This is a genomic window from Polyangium jinanense, from assembly GCF_028435365.1.
Genome location: NZ_JAGTJJ010000037.1, coordinates 62,417 through 81,576 on the forward strand (window position 1 = coordinate 62,417; position 19,160 = coordinate 81,576).

The window sequence follows — 19,160 nt, forward strand, 5'->3', positions numbered from 1 at the left end:
CGCATCGCGCAGTTCATCGAACAGGCCAGCTCAAGACCAACGACGACCCTGCCCATCAAGATCGCGGCGCTGAGGCTTCAACAGGCAACGTGCCCCGTCGCCAGCGTGCAACGCACCTTCCTGGTCTTGCCACTGGCCCGTTGGAAGAACTGCGCATCGCGCAGTTCTTCCACCCCGAGTCCAGGGCTTGCCCTGGTTCGGGTCGAGGGGCGAACAGCCCCCGCGGGGTCCGGGGCAGCGCCCCGGCGCGACGCCTCGCGATGAGACGTGAGGCTCACGCCGCCTTGTACACGAGCACCGGCCGGAGCCGCCGCACGATGCGCACGAGCTCTCGCTGCGCGCGCATCACTGCGCCGATGTCCTTGTATGCGCTCGGCGCCTCCTCGCGCAGCCGATCGGCGATGCGGTGGTCGAACCACACGCCCTCGGCTTCGCGGAGGAGCTGCCGCTGCCCGATGCGCTTGCGCGCTTCGGCTCGCGAGTATGCGCGGCCGGCCCCGTGCGCCGAGGAATCGAGCGCCTCGGGGTGGCCGCGGCCTTCGACGTGAAAGCTCTCGCTGCCCATCGAGCCGGGCACCACGCCGGGTTCGCCTGCCGGGAGCCCCATGGCGCCTTTGCGGTGCACCCAGAGCTCGCGCCCGCCGTGGGATTCGCGTCGTACGTGGTTGTGGTCGATTTCCAGGCGTGAGCTTGAATCGGCAACGGCGCCGAAGAGCTCGCCGAAGAGCTCGATTGCCGCGTCGAGCATGCGCGCCCGGCTCGCCTGCGCATATCGCGCGGCCCATCCCGCGGCGTCGAGATAGGCCCGCCCGGCCTCGCTGTCCGCTTCGAGGAACGCGAGCCCCGAGGGATCACGCTCCGCGCGGCCCTCGAAATGGTGCCGGATGGCCGGCCCCATCGCGCGGGAGCCCGAATGCACGAGCAGCCACAACGATTCTTCGTCGTCGCGTTGCACCTCCAGGAAATGGTTTCCCCGGCCGAGCGTGCCGAACTCCATCCGGCCCTCGCGCCGCTTCATCGCTTCGAACGCACCGTCGCCGATTGGCGCCTCCCGCAGCTCGTCCGGCAGCTCCGGCGCCGCGGCGGCAGAGTGCAGGACGTGCGGAATGTGCTGGTAAAACCCCGCGAGCAGCCGCGCCGCCTGCTCGCGATCGGCGAGCAGATCGGCGCCTGCCTGGAGACGCACGGCCACCATTCCGCAGCCGATGTCGCCCCCGACCGCGGCGGGCAGGATCCGCCGCGTCGTGGCTGTCACCGTGCCCACGCAGACCTCCTCGGCGACGTGCGCGTCCGGCATCACCGCGACGTGCACGACATCCTCGGTTCGCGCGAGCCGCGCGAGCGCCGCACGAAGCTCGGCGCTCGTTCCGTCGGGGAGGAACGTCGCGACGTGCGCGGTCACGATTCTCCTCCCGTCTCGGGTGGCAATACGCGGAAAATCAATGTCGGCACGCGCTTCCGCGTGATCGCGCTCGCCACCTCCGCGCGCAGATACCCGGCCACTTTTTCGAGCCGCGCCGCCACTTCCTCGGGCGACGTGCCCCGCGGCGCCTGCACGAGCACCGCGAGCCTTCCTGCGTCGGGTGCGGGCTCCACGTCGGCCACCCACACCTCGAGGAGGACGTCGTCCTCCAGTCCGGCGAGCGCTTCGCTCACCGCTTCTTGCACCTGCCGGCAGAGCTGGCGCTCTTTGCGCTCGACCTTCCGGTCCTCCGCCGTTCCGAAAAACGAATCTGCATCCCGAGCGGAGCCAGCGCGGCCCCGCGAACGATCTCTCGTCATTCCATGCTCCGACTGCGTGACGAACCCGTGCCTGCCGCGTGTCCTCGCGGCGCGCTTCGTTCGGTCCGGGGTAGGAGCCTCGCCGGCGTCAGGGAGACGTCGGGGCGAGGCTCATCGTCGCAATCGGTCGCATGACGGGCCTCCTTCGGGTCGATGAGAATGCCCGATGGCCTGGCGAATTGCAAGCGGCTCGCGCCTTGCACGCGGGACGAAACGCGGGGGGCGGCGGGGTCGCCGCCCGATAACGACGGAGGCACGTCATGGCTCGTGGGTGGAAACGCGGAGCGGCTGCGCTCGGCATCTGGATGGGATGGGTCGGCGCGGCCTACGCGCAAAACGGAGCCGGCAGTTGTCCGGAACAACCCGGCGGCGCGGGCCAGAACGGCTCCGCAGGGCAGGGGCAGGACCGGGACGATAACCAAGGAACACAACGCGGCCAGATGCCCGGGACGCGGACGCCGTACGTCTGTCCGCCCGGCGTGGAGCAGGGCACGGGCGAGGGGTTGGCTTGTCCACCGGAGGGCTTGCCCGGGGCGCCTCCCGGACCGGGTACGACACCTCCGCAGACGGGCACACAACCCCCGAGCCCAGGCACACAGCCCCCGAGCCCAGGCACCCAATCCCCGGGTCCGGGAACACAATCCCCCAGGGGGATCAACCGGTAGGACCGGGGGATCAACTCCCGGGACCGGGGGATCGACGGGCGGGGCGGGGGGATCGGCTCCCGGGACCGGGGGATCAGCTCCGGGGACCGGGGGATCGACTTCGGGGACCGGGGGATCGACCGGTAGGACCGGGGGATCGACTCCGGGGACCGGGGGATCGACTTCGGGAGGGCAGACGGGGGGGGATCGCCCGGCGGCGGCGGCCGCTGAACGGGCAGTTCGCTACTTCTGAGGGGGCGTGGGGAGCAAAATTTCGACCTTCGTCCCCTCGACAAGTTGCACGTTTGCAAGCTTCACGACGCGCTCGCTGCCGTCGAGGCCGGTCGAGATGAGGATCGTCGCGCCCGTGTCGCGCTCGACCGTGATGGGCGCGAAGCGGATCTTGTTCTCCGCGTCCACGACCGCCACGCGAAGGCCCTTCGCGTCGTTGTAGAGCGCGGTCGCAGGCACCTCGAGCACGCGGTGCGGCAAGGGCAAGGTGAGCGAGACCTCGGCATACATGCCCGAAAGGAGCTTGTTGTCGGGGTTCGGCACGCGCACCTCGGTGTTCATCGTGCGCGTGGCCGCGTCGAGCGCGCCCGACGTGCGCGCCACCGTGCCCTCGAAGTTCTGCCCCGCGAACTCACGCACCGTGACCTTGGCCTTCGCGTCGACCTTCACGCCCGGCGCGATGTCCTGCGGGACGCCGACGAAGACCCGCACGGGATCCGTCGCGGCGATCCGGAAGAGCGGCGTGCCGTTGCCCGCCGAGACGAGCGCCCCACGCTCGACCGAGCGGGAGACGATCGTGCCCGCGAACGGCGCGACGATCTTTGCGAACGCCTTCAGATCACGGGTGCGCTGGATGTTCGCCGACGCGGCCGTGATGGACGCTTGCGCCACCGTCACGCTCGCCGCGTCGACGCGCGCCTGCCCCTGCCGCTGCTCGAGGTCCTCCTGCGAGGCCACGCCCGCGGGCACGAGCTTTTCGTACCGCGCGAGGTTCGACTTCGACAGATCGCGGCTCGCCTCGGCCCGGACCAGCGCGGCCTTGGCCTGCGTGAGCTCGGCGTTCGCCTGCATGAGCTCGCGATCGAGCTCGGGCGTGTCGATCTCGGCGAGGACCTGCCCCTCCGTGACCTTGTCGCCGATGTCGACGTTCCACTTGCGGACGTAGCCGCTCACGCGCGGGTAGACGACCGTCTCCTCGAGCGGCCGGATGCTGCCCGGCAGCACGAGCGAGCGATCACTCGACGTGACCTTCGGCGTGAGAACCTCGACGCGTGGCGCCGTGGTCTCGGCCGCCTTCACGCCCGCCTCGAGCGCCGCGCGGGCGCTCCGGCGGGGCAAGTAGGTCACGGCGAAGACGCCCCCGAGCACGAGGACGAGCGCCGTGCATGCGGCGACCACCTGCGTCCGGGAGAGCGCCGCGGGCTGCGGCAGGTCGAAGCCGAGGTCGTCGGCTTTCGGGGTGGACTGCGACTCGGGGATGGAAGGGGACTCGTTGGGGCTCATAGCGACTCCGTCAGCGGATCCGTCATGGGCGCCTTCTTGCGGAGGATGCTGTACATCACCGGCACGAAGAAGAGCGTGGTCACTGTCGCGAGGAGGAGGCCGCCGATGACCGCGCGGCCGAGAGGCGCGTTTTGCTCGCCGCCCTCGCCGAGACCCGTCGACATGGGGAGCATGCCGATGATCATGGCGAGCGCGGTCATGAGCACCGGGCGCAGGCGCGTCATGCCCGCGGCCAGGGCTGCGGCCGTCGCGTCGCGGCCGAGCTTTCGTTGATCGTTGGCGAACGTGACGACGAGGATCGAGTTCGCCGTGGCCACGCCGACGCACATGATCGACCCCATGAGCGCGGGCACGCTCAGCGTGGTGCGCGTGAGGAAGAGCATCCACGCGATCCCCGCGATGGCGCCGGGCAGGGCCATCAGGATGACGAAGGGATCGAGCCACGACTGGAAGTTCACGACCATGAGCAGGTACACGAGCACGATCGCGAACAAGAGGCCGTAGCCGAGGCCCCGGAACGAGGAGTCCATGCTCTCGACCTGCCCCGTCACGGTCACCTTCGTGCCGCGCGGCAGCCCGCTCTGCATGCCGTCGACGAGCTTCGAGACGGCGCTCGCGACGGAGCCGAGGTCGGTGCCTTCGACGTTCGCCTGGACGTCGTAGGTCCGCGCCACGTTGTAGTGCGTGACGTTCACGGGCCCGGTGTCGCGCTGGACCTGCGCGACGTTCGAGAGGAGCTGAGGCCGCCCATCGCCCGTCGAGAGCGGGGTCGCGTTGAGGGCGTCGACCGAGCCCACCGCGTACTGGGGCGTCTGCACGGCGACGAGGTACTGCACGCCGCGTTTGTCGAGCCAGTAGCTCGGCGAGACCTGCCCGCTCGACGAGAGCGAGACCAGGATGTCGCTGGCGACGTCACGTTGCGTAAGGCCCATCTGGTCGGCCATCGTGCGGTCGACCTCGATGCGGAGCTGCGGCCGGCGCATGACCTGCGCGAGGTGGACGTCGACCGCGCCGGGGATCTGCTTCATGCGCGCGGCGAGGGTCTCCGCGACGCCGTACGTCTCCTCTTCCTTGCCGATCGGTCCCACGACGCGGACGTTGATGGGGGCGGGCAGGCCGAAGTTCAGGACCTGCGTCGTGATGTCGGGCGGGAGGAAGAAGAAGGTCGTGTCGGGGTAGCTCGCGTTGAGTTTTTCGCGGAGCTTCTGGACGTACGTCTCGGTCGGCGCGTGGCCCTTCTTCAGCGCGATCAGGATCTGCCCGTCGGCCGAGGAGATGAGGGCGCCCTCGCTCAGCGAGAGGTTGATGCCGCTCGCCGGGATGCCCATGTTGTCGATCATCGTCTCGATCTCGCGCGGGGGGATCACCTCGCGGATCGTGTCCTCGATGCGCGCGAAGCGATGTTCGCTCTCCTCGAGTCGCGTGCCCGGCGCGCCGCGGACGTGGAGCTTGATGAGGCCCGCGTCGACGCGCGGGAAGAAGTCGCGTCCGAGGAGCGGGAAGAGCGAGACGGACGCGGCGACGAAGGCGAGGAAGCCGCCCACGAACGCGACGCGGTGCGCGAGCGTCCACGCGAGGAGCTTTCCGTAGGACGTCCGCAGCCGATCGAAGGCGTGGTTGAACCGCACGAAGATGCGGCCGAACACGCTCTTCGGCGCCTCGTGATGGCCAGATGCGTGTTCCTCGGACTCGCGCGCCAAAAGGAGCCGGACGAGCGTGGGCACGAGCGTCCGGGAGAGGACGTACGACATGAGCATCGCGAACACGACGGCCAGCGCGAGCGGGATGAAGAGCGACTTCGCCGCGCCCGTGATGAACGCGACCGGCACGAACACGATGCAGATGCACAGTGTGGAGACGAGCGCGGGGACCGCGATCTCCTGGGCGCCGTCGACGATCGCGCGGATGAACGTCTTCCTCTGGCCGAGGTTCCGGTGGATGTTCTCGATCGCGACCGTGGCGTCGTCGACGAGGATGCCGACGGCGAGGGCCATGCCGCCGAGCGTCATCGTGTTCAGCGTGTGGCCGAGGGCGTTCAGGATGATGATCGAGACCAGGATCGAGAGCGGGATCGAGACGACGACGATGAGCGTGCTTCGCCAGCTCCCGAGGAAGAGCAGGATCATGAGCGCCGTGAGGACCGCGGCGATGAGCGCCTCGTGCACGACGCCCTCGACGGCCGCGCGCACGAAGAGGGACTGATCGAAGAGGAGCGTCGCCCGGAGGTCCTTGGGCAGCTTCTCCATCGTCCCCGGCAGCATGTCGCGGATGCGCGAGGCGACGTCGAGCGTGCTCGCGTTGCCGCCCTTCAGCATGGTCATGAGCACGCTGCGCTGGCCGCCGACGTGCACCATGCTCTGCTGCGGCGCGTTGCCGTCGCGGATGTTCGCGACGTCCCGAACGTAGATGGTCTTGCCGTCGACGGTCTTGAGCGGCAGGTTGCCGAGCTCCTCGAGCGCGGCGGGGCTCGAGTTCATGATGACGGGGTACTCGTTTTCCCCCATCTTGGCCGAGCCGGCCGGCAGGATGACGTTCTGCAGGCCGATGGCCGCGTTCACGTCACGCGGCGACAGGCCCCACGCGTAGAGGCGCGCCGGATCGATGTCGACCATGATCTGGCGCTGCTTGCCGCCGTAGGGCCAGGGGATCTGCACGCCCTTGATGGTCGCGATGTCGGCGCGGATGAAGTTCACGCCGTAGTCGAAGAGCTGCTGCTCGCTCAGCGATTCGCTCTCCAGCGCGGCCTGCATGATCGGCACGTTGGAGGCGCTGTAGCGGATGACGAGCGGCGGCGTCATGCCCGGCGGCATCTGGCGAATCGCGACCTGCGAGGCCGCGGTGATCTGCGCCGTCGCGGCTTCGACGCTCGCGCCGGGCTGGAGGTAAACTTTTACGATGGCGATGCCCGTGAGCGATTGGCTCTCGACGTGCTCGATGTCGTTGACGATGGTGGTGAGGAAACGCTCGTAGTTGTTGACGACCCGCTTCTCCATCTCCTCCGGCGGCAAACCGCCGTAGTTGAAGATCACGGAGATCACCGGGATGTCGATCTCCGGAAAGATGTCGGTCGGCATCCGGAGGATGGTGAACACCCCCGTGAGGACGATGAGCATCGACATCACGATGAAGGTGTATGGGCGCTTGAGCGCAGTGACGACGAGCCACATGTGCCACTCCCTGCGGCCCTCGAAGGTCAGGCCCGGAAAAACGGGACGAGCCGAGGGCACAGGAAGCTTCCTGGGGCCGGTCGCCACGGTCCAATGCATTCCGGGGCATCGTCTGATACCCTGCAGGTATGGAACTGCGCCACCTGCGCTACTTCTTGACCGTCGCCGAGGAGAAACACTTCGGCCGCGCAGCGCGGAGGCTGCGTATGACGCAGCCCCCGCTGAGCCGGCAGATCCAGGAGCTCGAAGCGGAGCTCGGGTTCGAACTGTTCGACCGCGCGCGGCGGCGCGTGGAGCTCACGCCCGCCGGCGTGGTGTTCCTCGGCCGTATTCGCGGCCTGCTCGAAGCGCTCGACCTGGCCGTCCACGAGGCTCGCCGCGCGAGCGTCGGCGAGATCGGGCGGGTCGCCGTGAGCTACATCTCGTCGCTCGCATACAGCGGGATCACCGATCTCTTGCGCGCCTTCCACGAGCGATTCCCGAAGGTCGAGATCGCCCTGCGCGAGATGTCGCCGCAGGCGCAGATCGACGCGCTCAAGGAAGGCACGATCGACGTGGGCCTCCTGCGTGGCCGGGTCGACGATGCGTCGCTCTCCTTCGCGTGCGTGGCGCGGGATCCGCTGGTTGCCGTGTTACCGGCCGGGCACCGGCTCGCCGAGCACAAACGTATCCCGCTCGGGATGCTCGCGCACGAGCCGTTCGTCATTTTCCCCCGGCAACGCAGCCCGGCGTTTTTTGATCAGATCATGGCGTTTTGCCGCGACGCGAGCTTCACGCCGCGGATCGTGCAGGAGGCTCCGCAGCTCGACGACATCGTGAGCCTCGTCGCCGCGGGGTTCGGCCTCGCGATCATGCCCGGATCGATCCGTCGCGCCGGCCGCAAAGGCCTCGCCATCCGGCCCATCGTGGGCGCGCCGCGCGCGACGCTGTACATCGTATGGCGCGCCGACGACACGGCCCCGGCCTTGCGGGAGTTCATCGGCTTCGTACGAAGCACGTTCGTGAAAAAGAAGAAGGCCGATCAACGGCGGACGGCGAGCGTGGGGAGCGCGATCGGCTGATCGAAGAGGACGCGGCCTTGTTCGTCCTTGCAGACGAGCAAGACCTCCTTGCCCTTGCGATCAAGGTCGATGTCGATAAGGCCGTAATTGTTGCGATCGACGACCTCGGCGACGAGGTATCGATCCTTGCCGGCGATCGCCTCCATCCACGGGTCATTGGCGAGCGGGCTCGTGGTGAGCTCCCACCATTCGGGGCCGCGGCGGCCGTGCAGATCGCGGCCTTCCTGGTGGAAGAGGTTCGCCATGTGCAGATCGCCGCTCACGAAGACCACGCCGCGGATGTCGCGCGCCTCGATCTCGCCGAGCAATCCTTCGAGCTCCTGGGGCGCGTCGCGGCGGAAGCATTCCCAGCCCTTCGCGACGGCGGCGTCGGCGAGGACCTGCGTCGGCGAGGCGATGATCTTGACGGGCGCCGTGCTCCTTTCGAGGGATTCGACGAGCCAGACGAGCTGCGCCTCGCCGAGCAGGGTGTGCGCGGGCTGATTGCGATACCAGCGGCTGTCGAGGAGGAAGAGCTCGGCCGGGCCCATTCGAACCGAGGAGAAGACGCCGGCGGTGGCATTCGTGCCCCAGCGGGCATTCGCCCAGGAGCGGCGGAACGTGCGCAGCGCCATGTCCTTGCCGGAGAAACGATTGTCGGCGTCGTTGGGGCCGAAATCGTGGTCGTCCCAGACGCCGACGGTCGGCAAGGCCGAGACGAGGCGCCGGAACGAGGGATTGTTGCGGGCGCGGAGCTGGGCGAGCATCATGGTGTGCTCGCTCTGCCAGTCGAACTGGTAATAATAGGTGTTGTCCCCGATCATCGCGAGACAGGCCGGCGCGTCGCGCTCGATGGCGTCGAGGATGGGGAGCTCGGGATGGTGGTAGAAGCAGAGGCACGAGCCGAATGCGATGCGCACGGCGCGCGCGTCGGGGGCAGGGGCGAGGGGGAGGGGACGCGCCGGCGTCTTTCCGTGCGTGCTTTCGAGCCAGTACGTGTAGGGGACGCCGGGGCGTAGGTCCTCGACGTGGAAGACCTGGCAGAGCCATTCGTTCCACGTGGGCGTCTTGACGATACGACGAACCTCGCTGCCCTCCGTCGCGACCACGAGCGTGACGGGAGAGGTGCAGCGGGCCTGCGTCCAGATGTACGCGCTCTGCGTGGAGACCTCGCCGATCATCGGGCCGGCGAGGAGCGGGCCCTCGGCGAGGCTGTTCCAGCCTCCGGGAAAACCTCCGCGATCCGCGGGCGCGAGCTCGAGCCGCACGCCGTTCCAGGGACCGTTGCCGCCGCCCTCCCAGGTGCCGCGGAATCCATTGGCGCCGCGATCGAATTCGAACACGAACGTCCCCTCGCTCGCATTGCCTTTCTGCACCCACGTGCCGCGGATCGTATTTCCCGTGAGTGTGCCCGTGACGGAGCCGTCCTCGTGGGTGTATTTGCCCGTCACCTTGTCGCCGCGTGCTTCGAGCCGCAGCGTGCCGAACGTGGTGACATAGGAGCCCGTAATCGGAAGCGGTGAATCCATAGGAGCAAGCCCTCCCCTGACGGAGGAGTCTACCATCTCCCCGCGTTCCGGGCAGCATGTTCCCGTCGCCCGCCGCGGCCTCGGGATACGTGCATTTCCGCGCCCCTCTCCCATGCTTGGCTCCCATGCCGAACCTGACTTTCTCCCGACGCACGTCGCCCCTCGTGCTCCTCGCCTTGCTTGCCCTCGCGGCGTGTGGCGGTTCCCCGGCCCCGGACGTCGCCGCCGCGACGCCGCCTCCGCCGCCCGCGGCGACGCCCGCGCCGGCCCTGCCGGTAACTGCAGCGCCCACGGCCTCGGCTGCCGCCCCCGCGCCGCCGGCGCCGCCTCCGGCGCCCGCGCCCGTGCTCAAGGGCGTCGACGTCTACGGCACGAAGAAGTTCGACGGCGCCTGGGTGCGGACACGATTCGGCGAGACTTTCCAGCGCTGGTTCGACACCGAGGACGAAGCGCTCACGAAGAAGCTCGAGAAGGAGATGGTCGACGGCATCCTCGCCGAGCACAAGGACATCGGCTGGGTCCAGCTCTCGCCGGTCACCTATTACAACATGGGCGACGTGCCGCAGGGCTACGTGACGGTGGACGTGGTCGAGCGCAAGGACATGAAGAAGCGCCTCACGTTCGGCCCCGAGCCCAAGGGCGATTTCGAGGATCCGGCGGGCCTGCTCGCGGCGTGGAAGGAATACGAGTCCACGTTCTTCCGCATGATGCGCGAGAAACAAATCGGCCCCGAGCGCGTCGCGTGCCCTGCATTCCACTGCATGGGCGGGTACGTGCACGAAAAGCTCGCACCCTATGGCGAGAAGTTCGTGAAGGACGTGCCGCCGAACGAGGACAAACTCATCAAGATCCTGAAGGAGGACAAGGATCCGAAGGATCGCGCCGCCGCGGCGTTCCTGCTCGCCCACATCAAGGACGGCAAGAAGCTCGTCGGCCTGATGCTGCCGCTGCTCGACGATCCGGATGCGCTCGTCCGCAACAACGCGACGCGCGTGCTCGTGAACGTGGCCATGTTCCACCACGACGTGGCCGTGCCGCTGACGCCGGTGCTGAAGAATCTGAACGGCCCCACGATGAGCGACCGCAACAAGGCCGCCGCCGTGACCTTTGGCCTCGTCGATCGGCCGGACGGCGCGAAGCTCTACGCGCAGGTGATCAAGGAGGCCGGCCCCACGCTGATCGCGCTGCTCGAGCTCGAGCAGCCGAACAACCACGATTTCGCGTACAAGATCCTGAAGAAGGTGAGCGGAAAGGATTTCGGCGGGCGCGACGATGCGGCCTGGAGGAAGTGGCTCGCCTCGCCGCGTGGTTGATTCAGCGGGAGAGGGCGCGGCCGCGGGATCGCATGATCGCGTGCGTCACGCCCTGCTGCAAGCTGCTCAGCGTCTTGATCCCGCGCATGTCGACGCCGAGCTCGATGAGCGCGCGCGCCGCCGCCGGCCGCACGCCCGTGAGCACGACCTCCGCGCCGAGCAGCGCCGCCGCCTGCGCCGCCTGCACGAGGCCACTCGCGACCTCGGCGTCGATGTCCTTGAGGCCCGTGATGTCGAGGATCGCAACCTCGGCCCGATGCGTGCCCACGCCGTCGAGCAACGTCTCCAGCACGAGCGCGGCGCGCCCCGCGTCGATCGCCCCGACGAGCGGCATGAGCACGACCCCGCTCGCGATCGGCAAGAGCGGCGTCGACAGCGCCCGCAGCGCCGCGTGTTGCGCGTCGATGATCTTCTGGGCGAGCTCGGCTCGCTCCTCCTCGGCGCGCTTGTGCGTGGTGATGTCGAGGGCGATCCCGCAGACCGCGTACGGAACCCCGCCCTCGTCGAAGATCGGGAACTTCGAGACCATGTAGATGTGGATGCCGTCCTTGCCCGGGATGGTCTCCTCGCTGCTCAGCGGGCGCCCCGCCGCGAGGGCCTCCAGGTCGTTGTCGCGATTCTGCTTCACGGCCTCGGGCGGGAGGAAATCCGCGTCGAACTTGCCGACGGCCCACCCGCGATCGAAGTTGAAGAGCTCGTCGAACTGGCGGTTCACGAAGGTGAAGCGGCCCTCGAGGTCCTTGACGAAGACCACGATGGGCGCGTTGTCGAGAATGGCCTGGACCTCGGCCCGGCTCCGTTCGAGCCTGTCGCGGATCTGCCGATGCTCGGTGACGTCGTAGCCGCTCCCGACGATGGCCACGGGGCGGCCCTCGCCGTCGACCACGCGATCGACGTTCCATTCGATGATCCGGATCGCGCCGTCGCGCGAGAGGACCGGGTTCTCGTAGCTCCGCGAGGGTTCGCCCGCGAGCACCTTGCGCATGTCGGCCCGGATGGCCGCGTGGACCTCGGGCGGCAGGAACGTCTCGAAATAATCCTTGCCGAGCGCCTCCTCGCGGGGGCAACCATAAACGCGCTCGGCTTCGCCATTCCAGTCGGAAATGCGACCGTCCTCGTCGACGATCACGATGACATTGCCGATCGCGCTGACCAGGCTGCGAAAGCGCGCCGCGCCGTCGCGACAGCGCGCCTCGGCGACCTTGGCGTAGTGTCGGCCGATTCCCTCGGCGGCCGCGTCGAAGCAGGCCGAGAGGCGCAAGGTGCCCTCGGCCGCGCCCGACACCTCGGGCAGGGCGCGGAGCGAGACGCGCAGGCCATGCCGCCGGCAGACGGTGACCGCGCGGACAACCTCCTCGGCCGCGGCGCCCCGCCCCGCGAGGTCCACGAAATGGGCCACGAGCTCCCCGGTCTCCGCCTCGCCGGCGAGCACGCGGATCACGCCTGCCACGACCCCTTCGACCCACGTTGTGGCCTCGGCCGCACCGGCCTTCCCGAGGAACGGGATCTCTGCGGCGACGTCCCTCGAGATCGCGGCGCAGAGCTCGCGCTCCTGGCTCGCGAGGAACGTGAGGTACGCGCTTTCCGTGCGATCGCTCATGGTGAATGGCGCTCCAGAGGAGGAGGCAACCAAACTCCCCCGGGCCCGTCAACTGCCAAGCGGGCCGTTTCTACGGGCTCCGTGCGGGCGAAAGGGATGATAGCGTCACCTCCATGACCAGCGTGCCCATGGCCCCGTCGCGACCTCTCGAACCGTCGCGCGCCCGCGGTTCTTCGGGCCTGGTCGAGTTTTTCCTCGTGGGAGGCGTGACACCGCTCCTGTTTCCTCTTTCGTTTCTGCTTCGACGCGCGTTCGAGCTCGATCCCGCGGAATATGCGGTCGGCTTCCTCATGTTCCACGCGGCGTTCGTCATCAACGACCCGCACTTCGCGGTCACGTACCTCCTGTTTTACAAGGACGTGAAGGCCCGCGCGTTCGGCGGCGCCTTTCGCGGGGCGCAGCGCGTTCGATACCTCGTCGCGGGCTTCGGGGTCCCGCTGATCCTCGGCGGCGTGGCTCTCGTGGGGCTCGCGACGAAGTCCGCGTTCACGTTGAGCCTGCTCATCCGGCTGATGTTTCTCCTGGTGGGCTGGCACTACGTGAAGCAAGGGTTCGGCGTCTTCACCGTGCTCGCGGCGCGGCGCGGGGTCCGTTTCGCCCCGCGCGAGCGCTTCGCGGTCCTCGCGCACTGCTTTTCCGGCTGGGCCTACGCCTGGGCGAGCCCCACCGATCCGGGCCGCGAGGTCGAGGAAAAGGGCGTCGTCTACACGACCCTCGCGCATCCGGCCTGGCTCGAACACCTCACGCACGTGGTGTTTTTATCGACGCTGCTCCCGCTCGCGTGGGTCCTCGTCCAGAAGTGGCGGCGCGAGGGCCGCCTGCCGATTCTGACCCCGCTCACCGCGCTGCTTTGCAGCATCTGGTCGTGGTCGATCTACTCCAGCAGCGATCCGCTCGTGCGGTACGTCATTCCGGCGTTGCACTCGGTGCAATACCTGTACTTCGTCTGGCTGATGAAGGGAAACGAGGCGCGGGAGCGCGAGGGCCCGCCCTGGTTCGAGCGCTCGGCGCGGACGCGGATCGGGATCCTCGCGGTGAGCGCCATCGGGCTCGGCTGGCTCCTGTTCCACGGCGCGCCCACGGCGCTCGACGAGGCGCTCGCGCCGCGCGGCCGGGCGACGCTCGAGGACCTCGGGCCCACGCCGTATTTCGCGGCGCTCTACGCGTTCGTGAACATCCACCACTACTTCATGGACACCGTCATCTGGCGTCGCGAGAACCCGGAGACGCGGTACTTGCAAGAGCCGGCCCTCGGCGATGAGCGGCACGCGTCCTGACCGAAGGCTCGCGCGAGCCGGGGCCCTCGCCGCCCTGCTCCTCGTGGCGCGGCCCTCCCAGGGCGACCTCGCCCCGGTCCGGATCGTCTACACCGCCCCGGCGCATTGCCCCGGCGCCGAGGAGTTTCTGGCGGCCGTGCGGGCGGAGGTGCCGGATCTGCGCGTGGCCAAGGACGGGGAGGTCGCGCGGACGCTGACGGCGAGCCTGTTCGAGGAGAACGGAGGGAAGCTGCGCGGGGAGCTCCGGATCGAGGTGCCGGAAGGGGAAAGCTCGCTGCGGGCGGTGTCGGGCGAGAGCTGCGAGGAGGTGATGGGGGCGCTTTCCCTGGTGACGGCGCTGGCGATCGAGGGAGGGCTGAACCAGCCGCTGGACCCGCCGCCGCCGCCGCCGCCACCGCCGCCGCCACCGCCGCCGCCGCCACCGCCGCCGCCGCCGCCGCCGCCACCGCCACCGCCACCGCCGCCGCCTCCGCCTCCGCCTCCGCCTCCGCGGCCCGCGCACCACGTCCAAGTCGGCGCCCAGGGGGCCGTCTGGAGCGCCCTCGCCCCCGATCCCGCCTGGGGCCTCGTCCTCTTCGCCGAGCGGGCTTCCTGGGGCCACGCAGGCCTCGCGCCAGCCTTCCGCCTCGGCCTGGCCGTCGCCCAGAGCCCCACCACCGAGACCGACGGCGGCGCCGCCCGCTTCCGCTGGCTCGCCGCCCGCCTCTCCGGGTGCCCGTTCGCCTGGATCGTTGGACCCATCACCGCGCGCCCCTGCGCCGGCCTCGACCTCGGCGCACTCCAGGGCCAGGGCCTCTCCGTCGTCAACCCCCAGGAGGCGACCCGACCCTGGCTCGCCTTGACCGCCTCGGGCCGGCTCCAGGCGCGGCCCCTGCCGTCCCTCGCGCTCGAAGCCGAGGCCGGGCTCGTCGTGCCGCTCATCCGCGAGCTCTTCGGCTTCGAGGACCCCCGGCGCATCCTCCACGCGACGCCCGCTCTCGGGGGCTTCGGGGCGATCGGCGTGGGGTGGGTGTTCTGGTGAACGAGACCACGGGCCGGGCGTGAGTCGTTTTCGTGATCGAAACGCGGCAAGCGGGACATCGGGGGAGAGATGACGACCGTGGGCACGACGCAGGACGGTGGCGAGGGGGCCGATTGGTCCCTGTCGTCGCCGCTCTCGGTCGTGCCGGTCGAGGGAGCGGCCGCCGCGCGCTTCCGGGCGATTCGCGATGAGCATTTCGAGTTCGTCTGGCGCTCGGTGCGCCGCCTCGGCGTGCCAGACGCCGACGCCGACGACGCCGCGCAGCAGGTCTTCATCGTGCTGAGCCGGAGGCTCGACGAGATCGCCGCCGGCAGCGAGCGGGCGTTCCTGTTCGGGACGGCGATGCGCGTGGCCATGCAGGTGCGAAGGGCCATGCGGCGGCGGAGCGAGGTCTCGCTCTCGGAGGACGGAGCCACGGAGCTCCCGCTCGAGCCGCCAGACACCGGGCCCGACGCCGAGGAGCTGCTCGCGCAGCGGCGCGCCCGGGCGATGCTGGACGAGGTGCTGGAGACGCTGCCGCTCGACGTGCGCGCGGTCTTCGTCCTGTTCGAGCTCGAAGAGATGAGGGTCCCGGAGATCGCGAGCCTGCTCGGGATCCCGCTCGGCACGGCGGCTTCCCGCCTGCGCCGCGGCCGCGAGCTCTTCCAGGCAGAGCTCTCGCGGGTCCAAGCGCGCAAGAAACGGAGCATTCGATGACGGATCCCGAGCGACTCGTCGACGGAGACGACCTGGGGGCCGAGCTCTTGCGCTCGGCCCGCACGCTCGACGAAAAGCGCGCCCGCGAGCGGAAAGCCGCGCTGATCGGCGCCGCCGCAGGGCTCGGAGCGATCGCCGCGGCGAAAGCAGGCTCGGCCGGGACGACGAAGGGCATGTTCCAGGGCGCGCTCGCAAAATGGCTCGCCATCACGATCGGCGCGACCGCCATCGGAATCGGAATCGCGGTGGCGGCGACGGAAGGCGGGGGCGAGGTCCCCGTCGGGGCGAATCGATTCGCACAGGCTTTGCAGGCGCGGCCCTTCCCGGTCGCCGCAGAATCCCCCGCCGAAAAGCCTCCGGAAGCCGAGACGATCGCCGAGGCAGAACCCCCGACCCCCGAGACCGCTCCCGCCGAGCCATCCCCTTCGCCCAGGGGAAAACGCGCCCCCGCGGCGCCCGCGCCGAGCACGTCGACCGACCGTGCCGCGCGCCTCGCCGCGGAGCTCCGGGCCCTCCGGGTCGCGCGTGAGGCGCTCGCGTCCGGGGATGGCGCCCGCGCCCTCGTCGCGCTCGACGACTATGCCGCGCGTTTCCCTCGCGGCCACCTCGCGCTCGAAGCCGAGGTCCTCCGCATCGAAGCGCTCTCCCGCGCGGGCGACGCCTCCGCCGCCGACCGCGCCCGCCGCTTCCTCGAAGCCCACCCCCAGAGCCCGTACGCCGAACGACTTCGCCCTCTCGCCGGGGGCCCGTCGATTCCGTGATCGATTCGGACCTCGCCGGCCATCGGTAGCGTCGGCCCTCTCTTGACCAACCTGGCGTAGGAGACCCCCATGCACAATCGATTGGCGCTTTCCACCTTGTCGCTCTCGCTTGCGTCCCTGCTCGCGCTCGCTGCCTGCGGCGGCACCGTCTCCGCGGGCGGCGGCGACGACGGCGACGGCGGCACCGGCGCGGCCCCCGATCCCGACACCTCGAGCAGCAGCAGCGGCACCCCGGGCACCGGCGGCAGCGGCGCCACAGGCGGCACGGGTGACACGGGGGGGACAGGCGGTACAGGCGGTACAGGCGAGACAGGCGGCTCGGGCCCCGGTACCGGTGGCTCTGGTGGCGTGCCGGTCGACGATTTCGGCCCCCCGAAATGCGACGACAACCTCACCCTCGACGACGCGGATCCGTACAACGCGGCCAAGGCGATCGAGATCTGCAAGACCGCGGATGGCCCCAACTCCTGGGGCCTCATCGAGGCCAAGTGGACGCTCCCCGACGGCTCGGCCATCCCGGCGGGCTACGAGGCGAACTACGCCCTCGGCCACGGCATCTACGACAGCTTCGGCCCCAACGTGCCCCCGCGCAAAGGCGACCGCATCCTCGGCCTCTCCAACGGCGCCGCCCGCCGCCCGAACGATCCCGGCTACACGGGTCCGAGCGGCGGCTTCGCCAAGGGGTACACGCACGCCGCGCCGGACGGCTTCCCCAAGCCCTCGCCGGCCTGCCCCGGGGTCATCTCGGGCCAGCCCTACGACGGCGTCGCCCTCGAAGTCACGCTCCGCGCGCCGAACAGCGCGCTCGGCTTTGCCTTCGACATCAACTACTACACGGCCGAGTTCCCGACCTGGACCTGCACGACCTTCAATGACGCCTTCGTCGCCTTGCTCTCGCCGACGCCCGTGGGGCAGAGCGACGGCAACATCTCCTTCGACAGCCTGGGCAACATCATCAGCGTGAACAACGTCTTCCTCGACGTCTGCAACCAGCCCACCTGCGCGCTCGGCGCGGCGCAGCTCGCGGGCACCGGGTACGAGAACAACGGCGCCACCGGCTGGCTCACCACCACCGCGCCCATCAACGGCGGCGACGTGTTCACCTTGCGCTTCACCACCTACGACAACGGCGACGCGATCCTGGACAGCGCCACCCTCGTCGATCACTTCCGCTGGACCACGCAGCCGAACAGCGTCGTAGGCACGTTCCGCCCGATGGAGTGATCCTCTCGCGCATGCGCACCCGAACCGCCCCGCTCTCCCTCCTGCCGACGCTCGCCGTCCTTCTCGTCGCTTGCGGCAAATTCGTGTCGCTCGGCGGCGGAAGCGGCAGCGGGGGAGCGGGCGGCGGCCCGGATCCGGGGGATCCTGCCAGCAGCAGTAGCAGCGATTCCGTGACCACGAGTTCCACGACCGGCATCGGCGGCGGCGGGAGCGGCACCGGCGGGGAGGGCGGCGGCGATGTTCCCGATGCGGGCATCGGCGGGGGCGGGAACGGCGGCAATCCCGGAACCTCGCCGTGCGACGACGACCTCGCGCTCGATGACGCGGATCCTTTCCAGGCCGCGCGGGCGATCGAGCTGTGCACGCTCGCCGAGGGCCCGGACGGCGCGGGCTTGCTGGAGGCCCGCTGGGTGCTCCCCGACGGCACCTCCATTCCCTCGGGATACGACATGCAATATGCGCTCGGCCACGGCCTTTACGACGGCTTTGGCCCGAACGTGCTCCCGCGCGCTGGAAAACGAATGCTCGCGCTCTCCAGCGGCGCCGCGCGTCGCCCCGGGGAGACGGGCTACCAGGCGCCGTTCGGCGGATATGCCAAGGGCTACCAGCACGCGGCACCGACCGGGTTTCCCAAGCCCTCGCCTGCGTGCCCCGGAGTCCTCACCGGCCAGCCCTATGACGGCGTGGCCCTGGAGGTGACATTACGCGCGCCCATCGGCACCGTCGGCTTCGCGTTTGCATTCAACTATTACACGGCCGAATTCCCGTCCTTTGTTTGCAGCACCTTCAACGACGCCTTCGTCGCGCTGCTCTCGCCGACGCCGCCCGGTCAAACCGACGACAACATCTCCTTCGACGGCCAGGGCAACGTCATCAGCGTGAACAACGTTTTTCTGGAGGTCTGCACCTGCCAGGACGGTCCGCCCTGCACCGCGGGCGGCAAGGTATATCCTTGCAGCCTCGGCGCGAGCGCGCTCGCGGGCACGGGATACGACACAGGGCAGGGGACCGGCGCCACGGGCTGGCTCACCACCACCGCGCCGATGCAGGGCGGCAAGACCTTCACCGTTCGTTTCGCCGTCTACGACTCCGGCGACGCCATCCTCGACAGCGTCACGCTCATCGACCATTTCCGATGGATAAGCACGGGCGCGCCGGTCGTGGAGACCTACAGGCCCGTGCCTCCCTGATCCGCCTCCGCCTACTCCTGGATATCGAGATCCAGCTCGAGCTCGACCTCCCCCTCGCCCTCGAGCTCGACATCCGCCTCGATCTCGAGCGCCTGCGACGCGATGTCCGCCTCGAGCTCGACGTCGCCCTGGAATCCGCGCGGCTCCTGGAATCCACGCGGCTGCTGGAATCCGCGCGGCTCCTGGACGGTGCGAGCGATCTTCGTCGCGACCTGTCCGCCGCGCCCCGCCTTTTGATGGCCGAACAGCCCGCCCGGCGTCCCCGCCGACGCCACGGAAGCCACCACCAGAATCGCCATTCCGAGAACCATTCCGACGTTACGACCCTTGTTCATGGATGCCTCCTCGTATCGAAATCCGCGGCGCGAACTCTTCGCGTCCGGACCTCGGTGCCGCCCGCT

15 protein-coding genes are annotated in these 19,160 nt (G+C 69.5%); 8 read left to right on the forward strand and 7 right to left on the reverse strand.

The features are described from left to right. Positions 1-274: 274 nt before the first annotated feature. From KEG57_RS37930 to KEG57_RS37945, 4 genes are all read right to left on the reverse strand, one after another. Positions 275-1,402 carry an RtcB family protein gene (locus KEG57_RS37930; protein WP_272425486.1) on the reverse strand — a complete coding sequence of 376 codons (1,128 nt, stop codon included), beginning with the start codon at positions 1,400-1,402 and terminating at the stop codon, positions 275-277. Beyond that, the gene (locus tag KEG57_RS37935; protein ID WP_272425487.1) at positions 1,399-1,782 is read right to left on the reverse strand and encodes a ribosome-binding factor A; all 384 of its coding nucleotides are present in this window, start codon (positions 1,780-1,782) and stop codon (positions 1,399-1,401) included. Before KEG57_RS37935 ends, KEG57_RS37930 begins: the two co-directional genes overlap by 4 nt. A gap of 887 nt (positions 1,783-2,669) precedes the next feature. Further along, a complete protein-coding gene (locus KEG57_RS37940) occupies positions 2,670-3,941 on the reverse strand; it encodes an efflux RND transporter periplasmic adaptor subunit (protein ID WP_272425488.1) in 1,272 nt (423 codons plus the stop codon). Then, complete coding sequence (locus KEG57_RS37945; RefSeq protein ID WP_272425489.1) at positions 3,938-7,108, reverse strand: efflux RND transporter permease subunit; 3,171 nt, start codon at positions 7,106-7,108, stop codon at positions 3,938-3,940. The genes KEG57_RS37940 and KEG57_RS37945 overlap by 4 nt, the downstream gene beginning before the upstream one ends. 128 nt (positions 7,109-7,236) lie before the next feature. Between KEG57_RS37945 and KEG57_RS37950 the strand changes: the two genes are divergently transcribed. Continuing rightward, the gene (locus KEG57_RS37950; RefSeq protein WP_272425490.1) at positions 7,237-8,169 is read left to right on the forward strand and encodes a LysR family transcriptional regulator; all 933 of its coding nucleotides are present in this window, start codon (positions 7,237-7,239) and stop codon (positions 8,167-8,169) included. On the opposite strand, the gene KEG57_RS37955 is transcribed toward KEG57_RS37950, so the two are convergent. Further along, on the reverse strand, positions 8,130-9,677 hold the full coding sequence (locus KEG57_RS37955) for an alkaline phosphatase D family protein (protein WP_272425491.1): 1,548 nt from the start codon (positions 9,675-9,677) through the stop codon (positions 8,130-8,132). The two genes, KEG57_RS37950 and KEG57_RS37955, sit on opposite strands and share 40 nt — an antisense overlap. Positions 9,678-9,802: 125 nt before the next feature. Between KEG57_RS37955 and KEG57_RS37960 the strand changes: the two genes are divergently transcribed. Next, a complete protein-coding gene (locus KEG57_RS37960; RefSeq protein ID WP_272425492.1) occupies positions 9,803-10,990 on the forward strand; it encodes a HEAT repeat domain-containing protein in 1,188 nt (395 codons plus the stop codon). 1 nt (position 10,991) lies between these two features. Here KEG57_RS37960 and KEG57_RS37965 read toward each other — a convergent pair whose 3' ends face one another. Next, positions 10,992-12,590: a PAS domain-containing protein gene (locus tag KEG57_RS37965; RefSeq protein WP_272425493.1), complete on the reverse strand. Its 1,599-nt coding sequence runs from the start codon at positions 12,588-12,590 to the stop codon at positions 10,992-10,994. 113 nt (positions 12,591-12,703) lie between these two features. Here KEG57_RS37965 and KEG57_RS37970 point away from each other — a divergent pair, with 113 nt between their 5' ends. From KEG57_RS37970 to KEG57_RS37995, 6 genes are all read left to right on the forward strand, one after another. After that, the gene (locus KEG57_RS37970) at positions 12,704-13,867 is read left to right on the forward strand and encodes a hypothetical protein (protein WP_272425494.1); all 1,164 of its coding nucleotides are present in this window, start codon (positions 12,704-12,706) and stop codon (positions 13,865-13,867) included. Beyond that, on the forward strand, positions 13,848-14,888 hold the full coding sequence (locus KEG57_RS37975) for a hypothetical protein (protein WP_272425495.1): 1,041 nt from the start codon (positions 13,848-13,850) through the stop codon (positions 14,886-14,888). Before KEG57_RS37970 ends, KEG57_RS37975 begins: the two co-directional genes overlap by 20 nt. A gap of 69 nt (positions 14,889-14,957) precedes the next feature. Then, positions 14,958-15,584, forward strand: a complete 627-nt coding sequence (locus KEG57_RS37980; protein ID WP_272425496.1) for an RNA polymerase sigma factor — start codon at positions 14,958-14,960, stop codon at positions 15,582-15,584. Further along, on the forward strand, positions 15,581-16,345 hold the full coding sequence (locus tag KEG57_RS37985; protein ID WP_272425497.1) for an outer membrane protein assembly factor BamD: 765 nt from the start codon (positions 15,581-15,583) through the stop codon (positions 16,343-16,345). Before KEG57_RS37980 ends, KEG57_RS37985 begins: the two co-directional genes overlap by 4 nt. A gap of 69 nt (positions 16,346-16,414) precedes the next feature. Then, complete coding sequence (locus tag KEG57_RS37990; RefSeq protein ID WP_272425498.1) at positions 16,415-17,569, forward strand: choice-of-anchor L domain-containing protein; 1,155 nt, start codon at positions 16,415-16,417, stop codon at positions 17,567-17,569. Positions 17,570-17,580: 11 nt separating this feature from the next. After that, on the forward strand, positions 17,581-18,759 hold the full coding sequence (locus KEG57_RS37995; RefSeq protein WP_272425499.1) for a choice-of-anchor L domain-containing protein: 1,179 nt from the start codon (positions 17,581-17,583) through the stop codon (positions 18,757-18,759). An 11-nt stretch (positions 18,760-18,770) separates the two neighbouring features. Here the strand turns inward: KEG57_RS37995 and KEG57_RS38000 are convergent, their stop codons facing one another. Beyond that, positions 18,771-19,094 (reverse strand): hypothetical protein, encoded by a 324-nt coding sequence (locus KEG57_RS38000; protein ID WP_272425500.1) that lies wholly within the window; start codon positions 19,092-19,094, stop codon positions 18,771-18,773. Positions 19,095-19,160: the final 66 nt, after the last annotated feature.

Excerpts from the sequence above, each read along its gene's own strand:
- KEG57_RS37940 (WP_272425488.1), bottom strand. The coding sequence starts at position 3,941 with ATGAGCCCCAACGAGTCCCCTTCCATCCCCGAGTCGCAGTCCACCCCG.
- KEG57_RS37935 (WP_272425487.1), bottom strand. The coding sequence starts at position 1,782 with ATGACGAGAGATCGTTCGCGGGGCCGCGCTGGCTCCGCTCGGGATGCA.
- KEG57_RS37980 (WP_272425496.1), top strand. The coding sequence starts at position 14,958 with ATGACGACCGTGGGCACGACGCAGGACGGTGGCGAGGGGGCCGATTGG.
- KEG57_RS37955 (WP_272425491.1), bottom strand. The coding sequence starts at position 9,677 with ATGGATTCACCGCTTCCGATTACGGGCTCCTATGTCACCACGTTCGGC.
- KEG57_RS38000 (WP_272425500.1), bottom strand. The coding sequence starts at position 19,094 with ATGAACAAGGGTCGTAACGTCGGAATGGTTCTCGGAATGGCGATTCTG.
- KEG57_RS37990 (WP_272425498.1), top strand. The coding sequence starts at position 16,415 with ATGCACAATCGATTGGCGCTTTCCACCTTGTCGCTCTCGCTTGCGTCC.
- KEG57_RS37985 (WP_272425497.1), top strand. The coding sequence starts at position 15,581 with ATGACGGATCCCGAGCGACTCGTCGACGGAGACGACCTGGGGGCCGAG.
- KEG57_RS37995 (WP_272425499.1), top strand. The coding sequence starts at position 17,581 with ATGCGCACCCGAACCGCCCCGCTCTCCCTCCTGCCGACGCTCGCCGTC.
- KEG57_RS37950 (WP_272425490.1), top strand. The coding sequence starts at position 7,237 with ATGGAACTGCGCCACCTGCGCTACTTCTTGACCGTCGCCGAGGAGAAA.
- KEG57_RS37975 (WP_272425495.1), top strand. The coding sequence starts at position 13,848 with ATGAGCGGCACGCGTCCTGACCGAAGGCTCGCGCGAGCCGGGGCCCTC.
- KEG57_RS37970 (WP_272425494.1), top strand. The coding sequence starts at position 12,704 with ATGACCAGCGTGCCCATGGCCCCGTCGCGACCTCTCGAACCGTCGCGC.
- KEG57_RS37945 (WP_272425489.1), bottom strand. The coding sequence starts at position 7,108 with ATGTGGCTCGTCGTCACTGCGCTCAAGCGCCCATACACCTTCATCGTG.
- KEG57_RS37960 (WP_272425492.1), top strand. The coding sequence starts at position 9,803 with ATGCCGAACCTGACTTTCTCCCGACGCACGTCGCCCCTCGTGCTCCTC.
- KEG57_RS37965 (WP_272425493.1), bottom strand. The coding sequence starts at position 12,590 with ATGAGCGATCGCACGGAAAGCGCGTACCTCACGTTCCTCGCGAGCCAG.